This window comes from Mycobacterium sp. ML4 (genome assembly GCF_054515735.1).
The window spans coordinates 103,143-119,890 of the sequence record NZ_JBTNSY010000004.1; the positions used below are offsets into that span (position 1 = coordinate 103,143).

Annotated in this window: 7 protein-coding genes; all 7 read right to left on the reverse strand. The window is 68.8% G+C overall.

Annotation, left to right across the window (positions count from 1 at the left end; genetic code table 11):
• The 7 genes from ACX9NE_RS05705 to ACX9NE_RS05735 are packed head-to-tail and all read right to left on the reverse strand — an operon-like array spanning position 1 to position 16,437.
• On the reverse strand, positions 1–216 hold the full coding sequence (locus ACX9NE_RS05705; RefSeq protein WP_459360769.1) for an MbtH family protein: 216 nt from the start codon (positions 214–216) through the stop codon (positions 1–3).
• On the reverse strand, positions 197–1,501 hold the full coding sequence (gene mbtG, locus ACX9NE_RS05710; protein ID WP_459360768.1) for an NADPH-dependent L-lysine N(6)-monooxygenase MbtG: 1,305 nt from the start codon (positions 1,499–1,501) through the stop codon (positions 197–199). Before mbtG ends, ACX9NE_RS05705 begins: the two co-directional genes overlap by 20 nt.
• On the reverse strand, positions 1,498–5,859 hold the full coding sequence (locus ACX9NE_RS05715) for an amino acid adenylation domain-containing protein (protein WP_459360767.1): 4,362 nt from the start codon (positions 5,857–5,859) through the stop codon (positions 1,498–1,500). The genes mbtG and ACX9NE_RS05715 overlap by 4 nt, the downstream gene beginning before the upstream one ends.
• The gene (locus ACX9NE_RS05720) at positions 5,856–11,027 is read right to left on the reverse strand and encodes an amino acid adenylation domain-containing protein (RefSeq protein ID WP_459360766.1); all 5,172 of its coding nucleotides are present in this window, start codon (positions 11,025–11,027) and stop codon (positions 5,856–5,858) included. Before ACX9NE_RS05720 ends, ACX9NE_RS05715 begins: the two co-directional genes overlap by 4 nt.
• Positions 11,020–14,022 carry a mycobactin polyketide synthase MbtD gene (gene mbtD, locus ACX9NE_RS05725; protein WP_459360765.1) on the reverse strand — a complete coding sequence of 1,001 codons (3,003 nt, stop codon included), beginning with the start codon at positions 14,020–14,022 and terminating at the stop codon, positions 11,020–11,022. The genes ACX9NE_RS05720 and mbtD overlap by 8 nt, the downstream gene beginning before the upstream one ends.
• Positions 14,022–15,344 carry a beta-ketoacyl [acyl carrier protein] synthase domain-containing protein gene (locus ACX9NE_RS05730; protein WP_459360764.1) on the reverse strand — a complete coding sequence of 441 codons (1,323 nt, stop codon included), beginning with the start codon at positions 15,342–15,344 and terminating at the stop codon, positions 14,022–14,024. The genes mbtD and ACX9NE_RS05730 overlap by 1 nt, the downstream gene beginning before the upstream one ends.
• Positions 15,334–16,437, reverse strand: coding sequence for a thioesterase II family protein (locus tag ACX9NE_RS05735; RefSeq protein WP_459360763.1), 1,104 nt, complete (start codon positions 16,435–16,437; stop codon positions 15,334–15,336). Before ACX9NE_RS05735 ends, ACX9NE_RS05730 begins: the two co-directional genes overlap by 11 nt.
• Positions 16,438–16,748: the final 311 nt, after the last annotated feature.

The following is a 16,748-nucleotide window of genomic DNA, read 5'->3' on the forward strand; positions in this document are numbered from 1 at the left end:
TCAGTTCCCGGCCATTGCGTCGCGCAGGCTTTGCGGGCGGATGTCGGTCCAGTTCTGCTCGACGTAGTCCAGGCAGGACGCGCGGCCGGCCTCGCCGTACACGGTGTGCCAGCCGGCCGGAATCTGCGCGAAGGCCGGCCAGAGACTGTGCTGGCCCTCGTCGTTGACGAGCACGAAGAAGCGGCCGTCGTCGTCGTCAAAGGGGTTGGTGCTCATCGCTGCTCCTCATGAAGGGGTCGCTGGATTTCGAACGGGGCGAGGAAGAGATGCCGGCACCCAGCACGCGGTCGGACAGCAATCCCAGACAACTCAGGTTGGGGAACCCGGGGCCCTGGGTGAGGCCGGACAGCGTCGGCAGGAACAGTGTGGGCGTGACGTCGTTGACCGCCAGGTGGTAGCCGATCGCCTCCTGCAGGCTGTCGGCGGTCAGCGGGCCGCCCAACCCCAGTTCCAGCAGATCGAGCACATCCTGGCTGAACAGCGAGGTGAACCACAGCGGGTCGGCGCCGGAGCCGTCGATCACGAGGTCGAAACCGTGGACCGTCTCGAAATTTTCGGTGCCCCGGTTGGTGCTGAGCGTCAGCCGGATCTGATTCTGCCGCCCCACCGCATGGGCGACCCGGCCGCGCAGGTGATGGATGCGGTCATCGGCCAGCAGCGCTTCCTGCACGTTGGCCGAGAACACCCCGCGGTCGGTGCGTGCCATCGCGTCGCGCCGCTCGCTGAGCGTCAGTGCGGTCCAGTCGGTGGGGTCGGAGAACAGGGAGTTCTCGAAGAAACTTTCCCCCCGGGTGAACAGGGTCACCTGCGGGGAGATGACGGTGATGGTCGAAACCCGGTGCCGGCAAAGTTCATTGAGCATTGAGGCGGCCGTCTCGCCGCCGCCGATCACCGCGACCCGCTCGGCGTTGATCCGGTCGTGGGCGGCGGCACGGTCCCAGAACTGGGCGATGGACAGTACGCGCGGATTGCCCGGCAGCAGCGACTTCTCGGCCTGGCCGGGGCCGGTGATCATCAAGGCGTCTGCCTGCACCGAAGTGTCACGGGTGCGCAATTCCCAACGCGCGCCGGCCAACGCGAGCTTTACCACTTCGCCACACACCACCTTGAGTCCCACTTGGCGAGCAACCCAGTTCAGATAGTGATTCCAGCAGCGGTGCGTCGGCGCCGGCCTGCCACGATCGACCCAGTCGGCGAACGAACCCACGGCGATCTGAAAGGCCGTCCAGCTGTAGCGGGTCATCCGTTCGTCGAGCTCCGCGTTGCGGCGGGGTATCAGCGCCGAGCGGTAGGGAAAGCCCACATCCTTCTCCGGGCTGGTGCCCAGCCGATGCGCCCCGTCCGTCCAGCCACCGTCCGCGAGCCAGTTGGCGCCGATCTCGAGGCGTTCGACGGCGACGATGTCCGGGACGTCCACGCCCATGTCGCGGAGCACGGACGCCTTCGCCGCCACCGCGACCGCTTTGGCTCCGGCACCCAGGACAGCGAGGGTCGAATTCATGGCGCCATCTCCAATAATGTTTGCTGCCAGAGCGTTTGCAGCATCGTGATGTCCTCTGCGGTGAGGATGTCGGGTAGTGCGCGCCACTGGGTGGCGAGCACGGGTCCGTCTGCGGAGCCCAGCAGAGCGGCGACCACCGTCAATTCGTGTCGCACCGCCTGGCCGGGCTCGGGCAGGTGTGCGAGTCCGGCGAGCAAGCGGCGGTCGACTGTCAGGTCACCGACGCCGACGTGCATGCTCCCGAGATAGTTCAGCAGCAGCTGCGGTTCGGGGAGTGCGCGCAGCCGTTGGGCGGTATCGGATCGTAGATACCTCAGCAGGCCGTAATCGATGGCGCTGCCCGGTATCCGTGCCAGATCGGTGGCGCCGTCGGTATGGATGCGCAGCGGGTAGATCGCGCTGAGCAGACCGACGGTCTCACCGGTGTCGACGGTGTCGACGGTAGTGCCGACGACCGCGTCCGCGCGGCCGTGCGTCTCGAGGGCGAGCAGCGGCGCCGGCGTCTGCTGGCCGCGCCGGTGCCGCCAGGCGGTCACCATTCGCGCGGCGGCGGTGGCCAGCAGATCTGTGACGGGCTGCGCCGAAGACAGCAGTCGCGCAGTCAGATCCGCGTCACAGACCGAGACGCTGATTGCAAGATTCCCGGCCCGGTCGAGTTGCGGCGTCAGCCGGCGGGCCCCCAGGGGCGGGTCGGCGCCCTCGAGCTCGGCAATCCAGAAATCGAGGCTGTTCAGCGAACGGGCCCGCTTCAGGAGCAGCCGTGACCACTGCCGGTAAGTGGTGTGCTCACCGTGGGCTGCGAGCGGGCGCCCGGCGGACAGTGTGTGCAACCCCGCGTCGAGTTCGCCGAGCACGATGCGCCACGACGCCGGGTCCATCGCAAGCACATGCGCGGTCAGGATCAGCACGCCGGGGCCGGCCGGTTCCCGCAGCCACACCGCCGACAGCAAGCGCCCGGCCTGCGGATCCATATACGCCAACGACTTTCGCGTGTGCTCGGCGACCTCGCTGACGAGTTCGCCGCTGATCGACGCCTCACGCAGCACGCTGCGCTCCGGTTGTGGCAGCAGTGCCATCGCGTCCAGGTCGAGCCGGCAGCGCAGCACCTCGTGTGCCTCGATGACGGCGTCCAGCACCGCCTCCAGCGCTTCGCGGGTGATCGAAGCGGGCAGCCTGATCACTTCGGTCTGTGCCAGCCGGCGCGGATCGCCGTACTCGTAGAGCCAGTGCACGTTGGGCAGCACCGGAATCGGCCCGTCGTCGTGGTCGCCGGGTGCCGGCCGCGGGTCGTGGGTGTCGACGGCGGTCGCCAGCTCGCGGATGGTGTCGCACTGCACCAGCATCCGGGCCCGCAGCGCGATGCCGCGCCGCCGGGCGTTCTGTACCACTGATAGGGCCACGATGCTGTCCAGGCCGAGGTCCAACAAGCTTGCCGTGACATCGATGTGGGCCGTGTCGAGCACCGCACCGAACGCCTCGGCCAACGCCCGCTCCGTCGGCGTTGCCGGTGGGGTCGCCGATGCGAACGTCAGACCGATTGCCGCCAGGGCGCTTTCGTCGATCTTGCCGTGCGGAGTCAATGGCAACTCGTCCACGACGACGATGTGGTGCGGGACCAGATAACGCGGGAGCTCGCGCAACAGCATGGCGCGCAGCTCCGCTACCGACAACGGCTCTGGGCCGCCCGCCACGTAGGCGGTGAGCTGCGGGCCGGTGGCATGACTGTGTGCTGAGACGTGCGTCGCGCGCACCCGGTCGTGTCGGTTGAGCGCTGCGGCGATCTCGCCGGGTTCCACGCGAAATCCCCGGATCTTCAGCTGGTTGTCGCTGCGGCCCAGGAACTGCAGACCGCCGTCGGGCAGGCGGCGCACGACGTCTCCGGTCCGGTACATCCGGCTGCCGGTTCCGCCGGGTGCAGCGACGAACCGTGCCGCGGTTTCACCCGGGCGCCCGAGGTAGCCGCGGGTCAGCTGCTCCCCCGCCAGATAAAGCTCGCCGGCGACGCCGACTGGCACCGGGCGCAGCCAGAAGTCCATGACGTAGGCGCGGGTCCCGCGGGTGGGGCACCCGATGGCCGGGTGCGGGTGCTCAGTGACGGCGGCCACCACGGCTTCCACGGTGGTCTCGGTGGGCCCGTAACAGTTGAATGCCGTCATGCCGGTGCGCGCGCATTGCTCCCGGATCCGCTGCCACGACGCGGCGCCCACGGCTTCGCCACCGAGGGCGAGCACGGCCAGCGGGACATGGTCGAGCAGTCCCGCGTGGTGCAGCTGGGTGAACATCGATGGCGTGGTGTCGATCATGTCGACACCGAATCGGCCGATGGCCTCGACGAGCGCTTCGGCGTCACGCCGACGCTCATCGTCGATGACGTGTACCGAGTGGCCGTCGAGTAACGCCGCCAGCGGCTGCCAGGCGGCATCGAACGTGAAAGACCAGGCGTGCGCCACCCGTAGTGGCCGCCCGATCCGCCCGGCGGCCGGCCGCAGCATGCGCACGATGTGGTCTTCGGCGTAGGCCGACAGCGCCCGGTGGGTACCGATGACTCCTTTGGGTGTCCCGCTGGTGCCGGAGGTGAAGACGACGTACGCCGCCTGCTCGGGCGGCACGGCTTGCGGCTGATAATCGGCGGGAAGTTCGGCGGCAGCCGCCCTGGTGAACAACTCTTCGTCGACGACGACCGGATCGCCGGTTTGCCATAGTATTTCGGCGATCCGCGCGTCGGGCATCCCCGGGTCCAGTGGCACGATCATGCCGCCGGCCTTGAGGACGGCCAGCATCGCGATCACATATTCCGGGCCGCGCGTCAGCGCGATCGCCACCGGCGCCTCGGAGGTGACCCCGGCGCTGCGCAGCGCGACGGACACCCGATCTGCCAGGGCGTCCAACCGGCGGTAGGTCATCTGGCCGTCAGCCCAGCTGAGCGCGACCGAGTCGGGTTGCCGCGCAGCCGTTTCAGCGAATCTCATATGCACACCGGCGCCGGAACCCGGCGGACCGGGCGCATCGGTGTTACTTCGTTCACCGTCCAGCAGGACGTCGACGCCACGCAGCGGCGAGTCCCAGCGGTCGATCAGGCGTTGCGCCACTGCGAGCAGCCGCCCGCCCAGATGGCCGGGCGCCGTGGCACCCAGCGCGCCGTCGAGGACCTCCACCAGCACGACGAGTTCGCCGCCGCTGACGTGCGTGGCGACGGTCACGGGGAAGTGTGACAGGCTTTCCAGCGCGACGGGCCGGAAAGTCACCGCACCAGCCTGGAATTCCGTGCCGCCGACAATCTCCCCGGGCGGGAAGTTCTCGTAAACCAGCAGAGTGTCAAACATCTCACCGACCCCCGCGATCGAGCGCAACGCGGCATGGTCGAGATAGCTGTGATCGTGCAGCGTCGCGAATTCACGCTGCAACGCCAGACATTGCGTGCCGACCGTCCGTACCGGATGCAGCCGAACCCGCAGCGGCACGGTGTTGATGAACAGGCCCACCATTGCTTCCACGCCCGCCAGCTCGCTGGGCCGGCCGGCCACCGTGACACCGAACGTCACGTCGGTCCGATCGGTGAGTACCGAAAGGACTGTCGCCCATGCCATTTGCATGAGGGTGTTGAGTGTGACGCCACGGGCGCGGGCGGCGCTGGTCAGCGCGGTGGTGGCCACCCGGTCCAGCCGCAATTCGGTCCGGCGCGGCGTCCCGGCCTGCGGCGGGCTGCCGGCCAGTGCCGGGGACAGCAGGGTCGGGCCGTCCAGGTTCGCGAGGTGCTCGGCCCACAGCGTGCGACTGGCGGTCTCGTCCCGGCCCGCCAGCCAGCCGATGTAGTCACGGTACGGCCGCGGCGGAGGCGGTAATGCCGCGCAATCCCCACCGGCGCGGTACAGGTCGAGAAGTTCGGAGACCAACAGCGGCAGCGACCATCCGTCGATCACGATGTGGTGCGCGACGATCACCAGATGCCAATGGCGGCCCGGCAACTCAATGAGTAGGAACCGGATCAGCGGGCCGCGGGCGAGGTCGAAAGGACGTTGCCGTTCCCCAGTCTCCAGCGCGGCCACCTCGTCCGGCAGTGCGGCCACCTCCGTCCAGGGCACCTCGACCGCGGCGGGAACCACCTGTACCGGGCGGCTGAGGTTGCCGTGTACGAAGCTCACTCGTAGGTTCGGGTGCCGGTCTAGTAGGGCCGAGGCGCAGTCCCGCAGCAACGACACGTCCAGTGGGCCCGTGACGTCGGCCGCCATCGCGATGACGTAGGGGTCGACCGCGCCGGAGTCCGCATCGAGCAGCGATGCCATGGAGAACAGTCCACGTTGCAGCGGGCTGAGCGCCATCACATCCTCGATGGCCGGTCCCGCGTCGGCTCGTGTCACGGCTGCCGCTCCCAGGACGCGGTCAGATCCGCCAGTTCCTCGGCGGACAGCCCCGAGGTGCTCATCGGTGCGTGATACGTTGCCGTCGAACCGGTTTCGGTTCGCGACTTGGCGTCCAGTGCGCCGGCGAGCTCATGCAGCACGGGATGCTCGAAGATCATCCGCGGCGTCAGGGGCATCCCGGCGTCGCGTACCTGCGCGGCGACCCGCACCGCCAGGATGCTGTCGCCGCCGAGGTTGAAGAAGTCGTCGTGGCGCCCGACGTTCGCGGCGTCGTCGAGCACGGCGGTCAGAACGTCTGCCAGCAGACGTTCGGTGGCGGTGCGGGGCGGCTCGGAGACCGTGGCGTCCGGCGCCGGCGCGGGCTGCGCGACGTCGCCTTTATCAAGCAGTTCCAGCTGGCCGTCGGCATCCCATACACCGCGCTCGCCGGTACGGTAGAGGCGCGATCCGGCTTCACCGAACGGGTCGGCCACGAACCGCGCGGCGGTCGACGACGGGCGTGTCAACCGGCCGTTCACCGCCACACCACCGCCGTGGTACACATCGCCGACGACCCCGGGTGGAACCGGCTTGAGCGACTCGTCCAGGAGATACACCCGGCCGGTACCCCCGCCCGCGTTGCACCGGTCCAGAATGCGTTGCAGTTCCTGCGAATCGGCGATCTCGACGTCGCGCAGCGACCGGTCCGGGTGGTCGGCGAAGGCCTCGGCCACCCGCACCACCCAGTCGGCGAAGCGCTGACCGGTGCTGCGCCGGTACAACTCGGCGCGGTATATGACGTGGCCGCGGTAGCCGTCGCGGCAGGCGAAGAAGTTGACCGAGATGTCTGCATGCGCGGCGTCGAACGGCGGCTCCAACGCGGTGAACGTGGTGTCGCCATTCGGGCCGGTCTCGATTACCTGTCTGTCGGGCAACGGGTCCCGGACATGCACCACGACGTCGAACAACGGATTCCGGGACAGCGAGCGCGCCGGGCGGACCGCGTCCACCACCTGATCGAAGGGCAGATCCTGATGTTCGTAGGCGGTCAGCGCCACATCCTTGGTGCGCTGCAGTATCTCGCGCAGGCTGGGGTTGCCGCTCAGGTCGTTACGCAACACCAGGATGTTGATGAAGAATCCGATGAGGCGGTCCAGATCGGGCTCGTTGCGCCCGGAGATCGGGGTGCCGATAGGAATGTCGGTGCCGCCACCGCCTTTGTGCAGGGCCACCGCCACCACGGCCTGCAGCACCATGAACTCGGTGATGCCCAGTTCGCGAGTCAGCGCGGCGAGCTTGTCCCGGGTGGCCCCGCTGATGCGGAACTCCACGGCGTCGCCGGCGCCGCTGAGCACCGCCGGGCGCGGGAAGTCGGGGCGAAGACCGGTGTCGCTGGGCAGCCCGTCGAGTTGGCGGATCCAGTAATCACGTTGAGAGGCAACAATTTCCCCGCCATCCTCCAGCAGCTTGGCCTGCCAGGCGGCGTAGTCGGTGTACTGCACGGGTAGCGGCACCCACGCCGGCTGCCGACCCGTACTGCGGGCCCGGTACGCGGCCAGCACATCGCTGAACAGCACCCCGGCCGACCATTGGTCGCCCGCGATGTGGTGCAGCACCAGCGAGAGCACGGTCTGTTCGGGTGTGCTCAGCAATGCCGCACGGATCGGCCAGTCGGTTTCCAGGTTGATGACCTGAGTGCGCTCATCGTCCAGTTGTCCGTGCAGCCAGTCCTGGTCGGGTCCGTGCGCGTCTCGCACCGGTACCTCTCGGGGCGGGTTGACGACCTGGTGCGGCACTCCACCGATTTCGCGGTAGGTGCTACGCAGGATCTCGTGTCGCGCCACGACGTCGGTGATCGCCGCCTTCAGCGCATCGGCTCGGCAGGGGCCGTGCAGCGCGGCGGCGAAGGGGATGTTGGTGTAGGGGTTCGGTCCATCGACGCGGTAGCTGAACCAGGTTCGCAGCTGGGCGGACGACAGCCGCACCGGCCCGGGGTGGTTGGCCGGTGTCAACCGTGGCCGCGCCGAGTCCGGGTCCAGCGTGTCCAGGTGTGCGGCCAGCCGTGCCACCGTCCCCAGTTCGAAGACCTCCCGCACCCCGACGTCGACTGAGAACGTATTGCGAAGCGCTGCAACCAGTTTGGTGGCCAGCAAGGAGTGGCCCCCGAGTTCGAAGAAGGAGTCGTGGGCACCCACCCGGTCCCGGCCGAGCAGTTCCCCGAACAGTGTGGCGACGCGCCGCTCGGTGTCGGTGCGGCACTCGCGAAACTCGGCCCCGACGGCCACTTCGGGATCCGGTAACGCGGCGCGGTCGATCTTGCCGTGCGTGGTGATCGGGATCTCGTCCAGCACGAGGTAGGCGGCCGGAACCATGTACTCGGGTAAGGCGGCCGCGACCCGGGCCCGGATCCGGTCCAGGTCGACCACGGCCGGGCCGTCCTCGCCGAGGGCCGGCGTGAGGTAGCCCACCAGGCTTTTACCCAGGCGGGGTAGGTCGCTGACGACCACGACGGCCTGCCCCACGGCGGGATCGACCGAGATGGCCGCCGCGACATCACCCAGTTCGATCCGGAATCCGCGGATCTTGACCTGCTCGTCGGCGCGGCCGACGAACTCGATGTCCCCGTTGGCATTGCGGCGGGCCAGGTCTCCCGATCGGTACATGCGCGCCCCGGGGTTGAACGGGTCGGCGACGAAGCGTTGCGCGGTCAGTGCGGTGCGGCGATGGTATCCGTAGGCCACATGCGTTCCGCCGATGTAGATCTCGCCGATGACGCCGACGGGCACCTGTTGCAGCGAGTCGTCGAGCAGATACATGGCGGTGTTGATCTTGGGTCGGCCGATGGGCACGATTCCGGTACCCTGCGGGCCCTCGACCTTGAACCGGCTTGCGTTGATGACGGTTTCGGTCGGACCGTAGAAGTTGTGCAGCAGCGCATCGAAGGTCGCATGGAAGCGGTCGGCCACCTCGCCGGGCAGCGGCTCTCCGCCGATTGGTACCCGGCGCAGGGTACGCCACTGGCTGACACCCGGCAGCGAAAGGAACAGCCCCAGCAGCGACGGCACGAAATGCATGGCAGTGATGCCCTCGTCGCGCAACAGTGTGGTGAGATAGCCGATGTCGGCCAGGCCGCCGGGTCGGGGGATCACCATCCGCGCGCCGCACGCCAGGGTGCCGAAGATTTCTGCGATGGACACATCGAAGCTCGGTGAGGCGACCTGCAGCAACCTATCGGCGTCGTCAACGTCGTACTCGTCTTTGAACCAGGTGAAGTACTCCGTGACCGGACGGTGGGGCACCGCGACACCCTTGGGCTGACCGGTGGTGCCGGAGGTGTAGATCAGGTAGGCGATGTTGTCCGGCCGCAGCGGGCGTACGCGGTCGCGGTCACCGACGTCGTCGGCGGAGTAGCCCTCGAGGTCGCGCACCGGTTCACGCACAACCAGTTTCGCGTCACAGTCCTCGAGGATGAAGTCCAGCCGGTCCCGCGGATAGGTGGGATCCACCGGGACGTAGACGGCACCGGCCTTGACCACCCCCAGGGCTGTGACGACGAGGTCCGTCGACTTGTCCAACAACACCGCGACACGGTCTTCGCTGCCGATGCCCTGCTCGATGAGCCAGTGCGCCAACCGGTTCGAGGCAACATTCAACTCCTCGTAGCTCAGGTGCCTACCCTCGTAGACGATTGCCGTCGCTTCGGGTTGGCGCCGGGTCCGTTCGCTCACCACATCCACGAGGGTCTTGGCCGGGCTGCCGAACCTCTCCCCGTGCGTCATGTCGTGCAGCCAGCGAGCTTGGAGATCAGTCGTCAGGGCCAGCCGCGACAACTGTGTGTCCGGCGCCGCCAGCGCGGCGTCAAGGAGTACGGCGAAGTGTTCGAGCAGCTGATGCGCCAGCGCCGGTTCCAGAATCTCCAGCAGGCATTCCGCCTCGATCAGTGCTCCGGTGCGGTCGAATTCGACCATCAGTCCCAGCGGCAACTGCGTGACGTTGCCGCGCAGTTCGTGCCGCCGGCACTCGATGCCCGGCGGGTTGAAGCCACCGCCGTCTGCTTCACGGAAGCCGAAGCTGACCCGGGTCAGGCGCTCGGTGCCGTGGCGGCGATCCGGGTTCAGTTCGCGCACTACATGATCGAGATCGATCCGCTGGTGGGCGAACGCCCCGGCAGCGACTTCGCGGGTCGCTACCAGCAGGTCGCGGAACGTGATCGTGGGCTGCGGGCGCAACCGCATCGCCACGGTGTTGCCGAAGTATCCGATGGTGTCCTCGGTTCCGGCGCCGCGATTGAGCACCGGCGCCGCGACCAGGAAATCGCTGCTGTGGGTGTAGCGGTGCAGCAGCGCGCCGAATGCCGCCAGCAGCACCATGTATGGCGTGCAACCGGTTTCCCTGGCGACCGCCGTCACCCCCGCGACGGTGCCGCCGGGCAAACGCAGCGTGGTGCGGGCCGCCCGCCAGTTGGTCGGCACCATCGTTCCGGCCGGACCGGGCAGTTCCAGGGGCTCCGGCGGATCAGCCATGACGGCGCGCCAGTAGGCGAGATCGACTGCCGTGGTGTCTGATGCAGCCGGCACCGATCGGGGCAACTCCGGCCCGATGCCGGTGCCGCAGTAGGCCCGGGTGAGGTCGGTGAAGAATATCCGCCAGCAACCGTCGTCCCAGGCGATGTGGTGAACCACCAGCAGCAGCACGTGCTCGTCGGCGGCGGTACGCACCACCGTCATCCGCAGCGGGGCGTCGCGGGAAAGGTCGAACGGGGAGGCGAATTCGCGTTGGGCCAGCACTTCCAGCCGCAGCCGCTGAGCGTGCTCGGGCAGGTCGTTGAGATCGTGCTGGGTCCAGGCCGGCCGCAGGTCGGTGTGTGTCGTCGGCCTCGGAACACCATCGTCGCCGGCGGCATAGGTGGTGCGCAGGAGCGGATGGCGGCGGGCGACGGCGTCGAGCGCCTCGTGCAACCGGTTCAGATCGACGTGGCCGGTGACGCGATAGGACACACAGACATTGAGCAGCGTGCCGGTCGGATCGGCCATCTGCACGAACCACATCCGCGCCTGACCTTCGGATAGCTCAGCTGCGGCCGACGGGCGGGTTGCTGCAACCGGAGACGATAAGCCACGGTCGGCGAGCCTGCGGCGTAGCAGCTCCAGCCGAGCATCGTGCAGTCCGCTGTGCGTTTCAGTCACGCGAGATTTCTGCTTTCTCTGCGGCGGTGCGGTGCCCGTCGGCACTTTCCAGGATCGCGACGATGCCGTCGCCGGTGATCTGGTCGAGCAGCAGACTCAGGGGCACCGTGCGGCCGAGCACCCGTTTGAGTCGGGAACGCAGATCAACTGCCAACAGCGAGTCCACGCCCAGGTCGAACAGCGATTCCTGCAGGCTGACCGCTTCCGCGGGCCGGATTCCGAGCACCGCCGCCAGTTCGCCGCGCACCGTATCGGCCACCGCGACCGACCCGTACCCCTGGTCCGTCGGCTCGGCGGCCGGCGGTTGCGCGCCGCCCAGGAAGATCCGGAACCGGGCCGGATCGGCGGCGAAGATCAGAGGGTCGATCCCGTAATCGCACAGGCTCGCCTCGATCGCCCGCTGCGGAGCCATCGGGCGCAGACCGGAGCGCTCGATCTGCCCGATTCCGGCCGCGCCGACGATGCCCCGGTTGCTCTCTGAAACGCTCTGCCACAAGCCATATTTCACCGACGTGCAGCGGGTGCCGCGGGCGCGAAGGCGCGCGGCCAGCACGTCGAGCAGTCGGTTGGCGGCGGAGTAGGCGACATGAGTGCGTCCACCCCACACCCCGGACACCGAGGAGCACAACAGCATTCGCGCGTCGGGACGCAGCGGCCACAGCTCGCTGATCCGGGCCAGGCCGACGACTTTCGCTGCGCACGCGCGAGTCAGGGCGTCCGACGACGTGGTGGCGGCCTCCTCGAAACTCGCGGCACCGGCCGCATGGATCACCAGTGAGGCACCGGCAGCGCCGTATTCGCTTGCCACGTCCGCCAGTTGGGCAGGGTCGGTGATGTCGCAGGGCGGCGCCAGCATAACCGTTCGACATCGCGCCGACAGCGTAGCCAACGCTGCCGGGTCTGCGCCGCGACGGCTCAGCAGCACGATGCGGCGCGCCCCGCGTTCGGCCAGATACCGGGCGTAGTACATGCCGATCATCCCGCCACCGCCGGTGATGACGACCTCGTCGAGCACACCGGTATGCAGCGACCACTCGCGGCCGGCCGGGATATCGGCGACGGCGCGAACCAGGGTCACATACCCACTATCCCGGTAACGCAGCGCAGCCTCGGTGGCTCCGGTCAGCGCCGTGTCGAGCGCCGCGGCGGCGGCAGCAGGTCCCAGCTCCCAGGACGGCAGGTCCAGATGGCTGAAAGCCCGGTCGGGGTGCTCGAACCCGATGCTTCGGTGCATAGCGCTCAGACCGGCGTGGCAGGCGGCGGGCGCCGGATCCGCCGGGTCGAGCTGTTCGGCGCCGACGGTCACCAGGCACACCGTGTGGCAGTGCGGTCCCACCTGGGCCGGATAGTCCAGCAGACCGGCATCGATCAGACCGGCCAGCGCGGCGGGGGCCCGGTCCGGCGCGACGCAGTCGAACGGGGGTGCGACAACCATCACCAACTGCGCCTCGCGGGCCGTGGTGAGCTCGGTGGCGGGGTGCAGGTCGATCGCTGCGCGCAGCGACCGGTCGAGGATGCCCCCGCCGAGGCCGATCACGGCGACGCGCCGGCGTCCGGGCCCCCTGGCGGGCACCATTGTTTCCCACCGCTCGTGGGCAATGGTCACGCCCGGCCCGGACGGTCGGGGCAGCGGTTCAGGGTGCGCCCACATCGGGACCGCCCGCATCGGCGCATTCGGAAATCCGCGCAGACCGGGGCTGCCGAGGGCGTCGTCGTCGATCAGCTCGTTCCAGGCGTACCCGGGATCTGCCACCGCCGCGGTGAGAACACTCGCCGACAATGCATCGAGCAACGGTTCGCCCTTGCGCCCGGACCCGACCAACACGGCCGGGCGGTCGGTCACCCCGGTGGCGGACTCGAAGTGCTGGGACATCGCGAACAGCAGCACCGGCGGCGTCGACATCTCGATGAACGATGTTGCCCCACAACCCATAGCCGATTCGAGGGCACGATCGAAGCGGACCGTGCGACGCAGGTTGGCATACCAGTAATCCCCGAAAGCGGTGTCCGCCGCAACCAGACCACCGTTGGTGCCGCCGATGAATTGCACTGAAGTGTCGGCGAATTGCGAGTCGGGCAGCCGTGCCAGCAATTCACCGCGCAGCGACTCGAGCAGGCTGGTGTGCGCGGGAAAGGTCACCGCGATCTCCCGGGCGAACGTGCCGTCGGCGCGGACCGCGTCGACAAGAGTCAGCACCGCGTCGCGGTCCCCGGACACCACCACGGTGGACACCGAGTTGACCAGGGACAGCTCCAGCCAGCCGGTGGCGCGTTCGATCGCGTCGCGTGCGGCCTGCTCGGTGAGTCCCAGGGCGGCCGCAGCATAGCGACCCGGCAATCGGGCCACCGCCCCGGCGCGTGCCGCCACCACCGCCGCAGCGTCGGGCAGGGAGATGGTGCCCGCGACGTAGGCCGCCGCCACCTCCCCGAGGCTGTGCCCGACAGTGAGGTCGGGGAAGACCCCGCAGGAGCGCCAGACTTCGGTCAGCCCGACGGCATGGGCGAATTGGGCTCCCTGAATCTCCATGCCCGAGAACGCCTGGTCATGCTCTCCCGCAGCGAGCAGATAGCGCAGCGGCGAGGGAGCGCCGGCCGCATGCAGTGCCGCGGCACAGCGCTCGACCGCCGCCCGGTAGGGGGGCAACTCATCGAAATCCGCACCCATGCCTGGGCGTTGGGAACCCTGGCCGGGGAACACGAACGCCTGCCGGGCAGGCGTAGCCAGCGCCGACCGGGCCACGAGCGGATGATCGAGTCGGGCGGCAAGCGCGCGCAACGCGTCGAGCAGTTCGGGCCGGTCGGCTGCCCGCAGCACCGCCCGGTGCCGCCGCACCCGTCGGGTCCGGCTCAGCTGCGCGGCAACCTGAGTCACGGTGGTGGCGGGAAAGCGGTCGAGATAGTCAGCGATCGCGCGGGCGTCGGCTTCGACGAGTTCCTCCGCGTGGGCGCTCAGCAGCACCGCCACCCGCCCGTCCGGCAGTCGCCTGGCGCCCATCAGGCCACCACGCACCCGGATGCGGCGACGGCGTCCGGCACCGAGACGATAAGGTGCGTGTTGGTGCCGCTCATCCCGAAGGCGGACACCGCCGCCGTTCGCTGTCCGTTGACTGCCGGCCATGGCATGAGTTTGTCGGCCAGCCGCAGACCGCTTTGTTCCCAATCGATTTCGCGACTCGGCTCGTCGACGTGCAACGTCGGCGGGATCGCGCCGTGCTCTGCGGCGGCGATGACCTTCACCAGGCCCAGTGCGCCGGCCGCGGCCTGGGCATGCCCGATGTTGGATTTCACCGAGCCCAAAAGCGGCTGACGCCCGGGCGGCGCACCGACGTAGGCGGCTGTCAGCGCCCGCAATTCGGTACGGTCACCCAGCCGGGTCCCGGTGCCGTGTCCTTCGATCATCCCGATGTCGGCGACGTCTACGCCGGCCCGTGCGATGGCCCGCCGGAACAGCCGCTGCTGCGCATCGCCACTGGGCGCCGTCAGACCGTTGCTGCGTCCGTCGGCGTTCAGACAACTGGCCCGCACCTGTGCGAGGATGTGCCGGCCGTCGGCGCGGGCCCTGGAGCGGCGCTGCAGCAGGAACATCGCCGCGCCCTCGGCCCAGACCGTTCCGCTGGCGTGCGCGCTGTATGGGCGACAGTGGCCGTCGTCGGATAACGCGTGCTGCTTGGAGAACTCGACGAAGTATCCGGGTGAGCCCATCACCGCGACCCCGCCGGTCAGCGCCAGGTCGCAGTCCCCGGCATCGAGGGCGTGCAGGGCTGTGTGGAACGCGGCGAGTGCCGACGAGCACGAGGTGTCGATGGTCAGGGCCGGCCCGGCCAGGTCCAGGGTGTAGCTGATGCGCCCGGAGATGACTGCCAGCGATGTTCCGGTGATCAGGTGACCGCTGTGGTGTGAGAACTCCGAAAGCGCCGGACCGTATTCGAGCGCCGAGGCTCCCACGTAGCAGCCGACATCATGGCCGGCCAGGTCGTCGGGGTTGATGCCACTGTTCTCCACGGCCCGCCATGCCACGCGCAACCCCACTCGTTGCTGCGGATCCATCGCCGCCGCCTCGCGTGGCGAGATGCGGAAGAACTCCGGGTCGAATTCCGTTGCGCTGGAAAGGAAACCGCCGAGGTTGTGGACGGCCTTGAAGCCCTGCCGGCGCGACCCCTCGAACAGGTCCCCCAGGGCCCAGCCCCGGTCGGTGGGAAACGGGCTGAGCGCCTCACGCTGTTCGGCGAGCAGCGACCAGAAAGCGTCGACGGTGTCGCAGCCGCCGGGCGCCTCGAGGGCCAATCCGACGACGACGACCGGATCGTTATCGGACATGGGCACTCACCATTTGCGCGACCGCGTCGAGATGGTCGTTGAGATAGAAGTGACCACCGTCGAACTGCGACAGGGTGAAGCGGCCAGACGTGTGTGTTGCCCAGCTGTTCAACATGTCCGGGCTGATGCGGTGATCGCTGTTTCCGCCGATCGCATGGATGTCGGCACGGATCCGCACGCCGGGCGGACAGGAATAAAGGTTCAGCGCCCGGTAGTCCGCCTGCACCGCCGTAATCAGCAGTTCGGCGAATTCCTCGTCTTCGAGCAGCACCGGATCGGTGCCGCCGAGGTCCACCATGTCGGCCAGTACGTCCGCGCCGGAGGTCGGAAGCGGCCCGGAGGCGGCGACGGTGCACGGGGCTTGGCCTGAGGACACCCACACCGCTCGCAAGGGCACGCCGCGGGTCTCGGCGACACGGGCGAACTCGAAGGCCACCACCGCGCCCATGCAGTGGCCGAACAGACTCAGCGGCGCCGCCGCCGCCCAGTCGCCGGCCTCGAACAGCTCCCTGGCCAGCGCCTCGATGCTGTCCGGCGCCGGATGGGCACGCCGGTCGGCGCGCTGCGGGTACTGCACCACGTAGGCGTGAAGGTCGTTGTCGCACAACGCTTTCGCCAGCGCTCGGTAGGCCGCGGCGGCGCCGCCGGCGTGCGGAAACAGCACCACCGATCCGCCGCTGGCGCTCCCGGTGAATGTCTTGATCCAGGGTTGAAAAACCGGTGGCGGCGCGGTCGCGGGCGCCGGACCGAGCGCCGAGATCACGTCGGCGCTTTCCATCTCGGCAATCTCCCGATACACCGCGGCGACCCGCTCCAGCCGTTGCGGCTCGGCTTCCCGGCTCAGCAGTAACCCCGCCAGCCGCTCGACCGTGCGGGTGGCGAACAGGTCCGCCACCGTCAGGCTCGGTGAATTGAGCAATTCCGCGACGTGCGTCGCGACTCGTGCCGCCGACCCGGCGTCGCCATGGGCGAGGAAGTCCTCGTCGCGGTGTACCGCGGTGCGCCCCAAGCTGGTCGCGACGATGTCGCACAGCGCCCGCTCCAGCAGCGAGCGGGGCGCCCCGGCGGCACGGATGACCTCCACATTCGCCACGGCACTCTCACCCCTCCATGGAATTAGCACAGGCTTCCCTAAGTGGGTTCACCCTAACTGCCGCCCACCCCTTGCCGCCAGCAACCCGGTGGCAAAAGGCGACGTCCGGTCCGGTCCGCGGCGTAATCCCTGGTCGCGCCACTTCGGGGCAGGCCGTTACTCGGCAACCCGGCGGCGAATGCGGCCCCGCCCGGCAAGACCAACCGAATCCACAGCAGGCCGGATTACTCGTGCGTGCGGTTTGGCCCCTCGCAGCAGACCCCGATGACCGACCGGCCGGGGTACCCCTTGAGCTGTCCCGATAGCAGACG

Bases quoted from the DNA above. Each gene is read 5' to 3' on its own strand.
- ACX9NE_RS05705 (WP_459360769.1), bottom strand. From the start codon at position 216: ATGAGCACCAACCCCTTTGACGACGACGACGGCCGCTTCTTCGTGCTC.
- mbtG (WP_459360768.1), bottom strand. From the start codon at position 1,501: ATGAATTCGACCCTCGCTGTCCTGGGTGCCGGAGCCAAAGCGGTCGCG.
- mbtD (WP_459360765.1), bottom strand. From the start codon at position 14,022: ATGGGCGCCAGGCGACTGCCGGACGGGCGGGTGGCGGTGCTGCTGAGC.
- ACX9NE_RS05730 (WP_459360764.1), bottom strand. From the start codon at position 15,344: ATGTCCGATAACGATCCGGTCGTCGTCGTCGGATTGGCCCTCGAGGCG.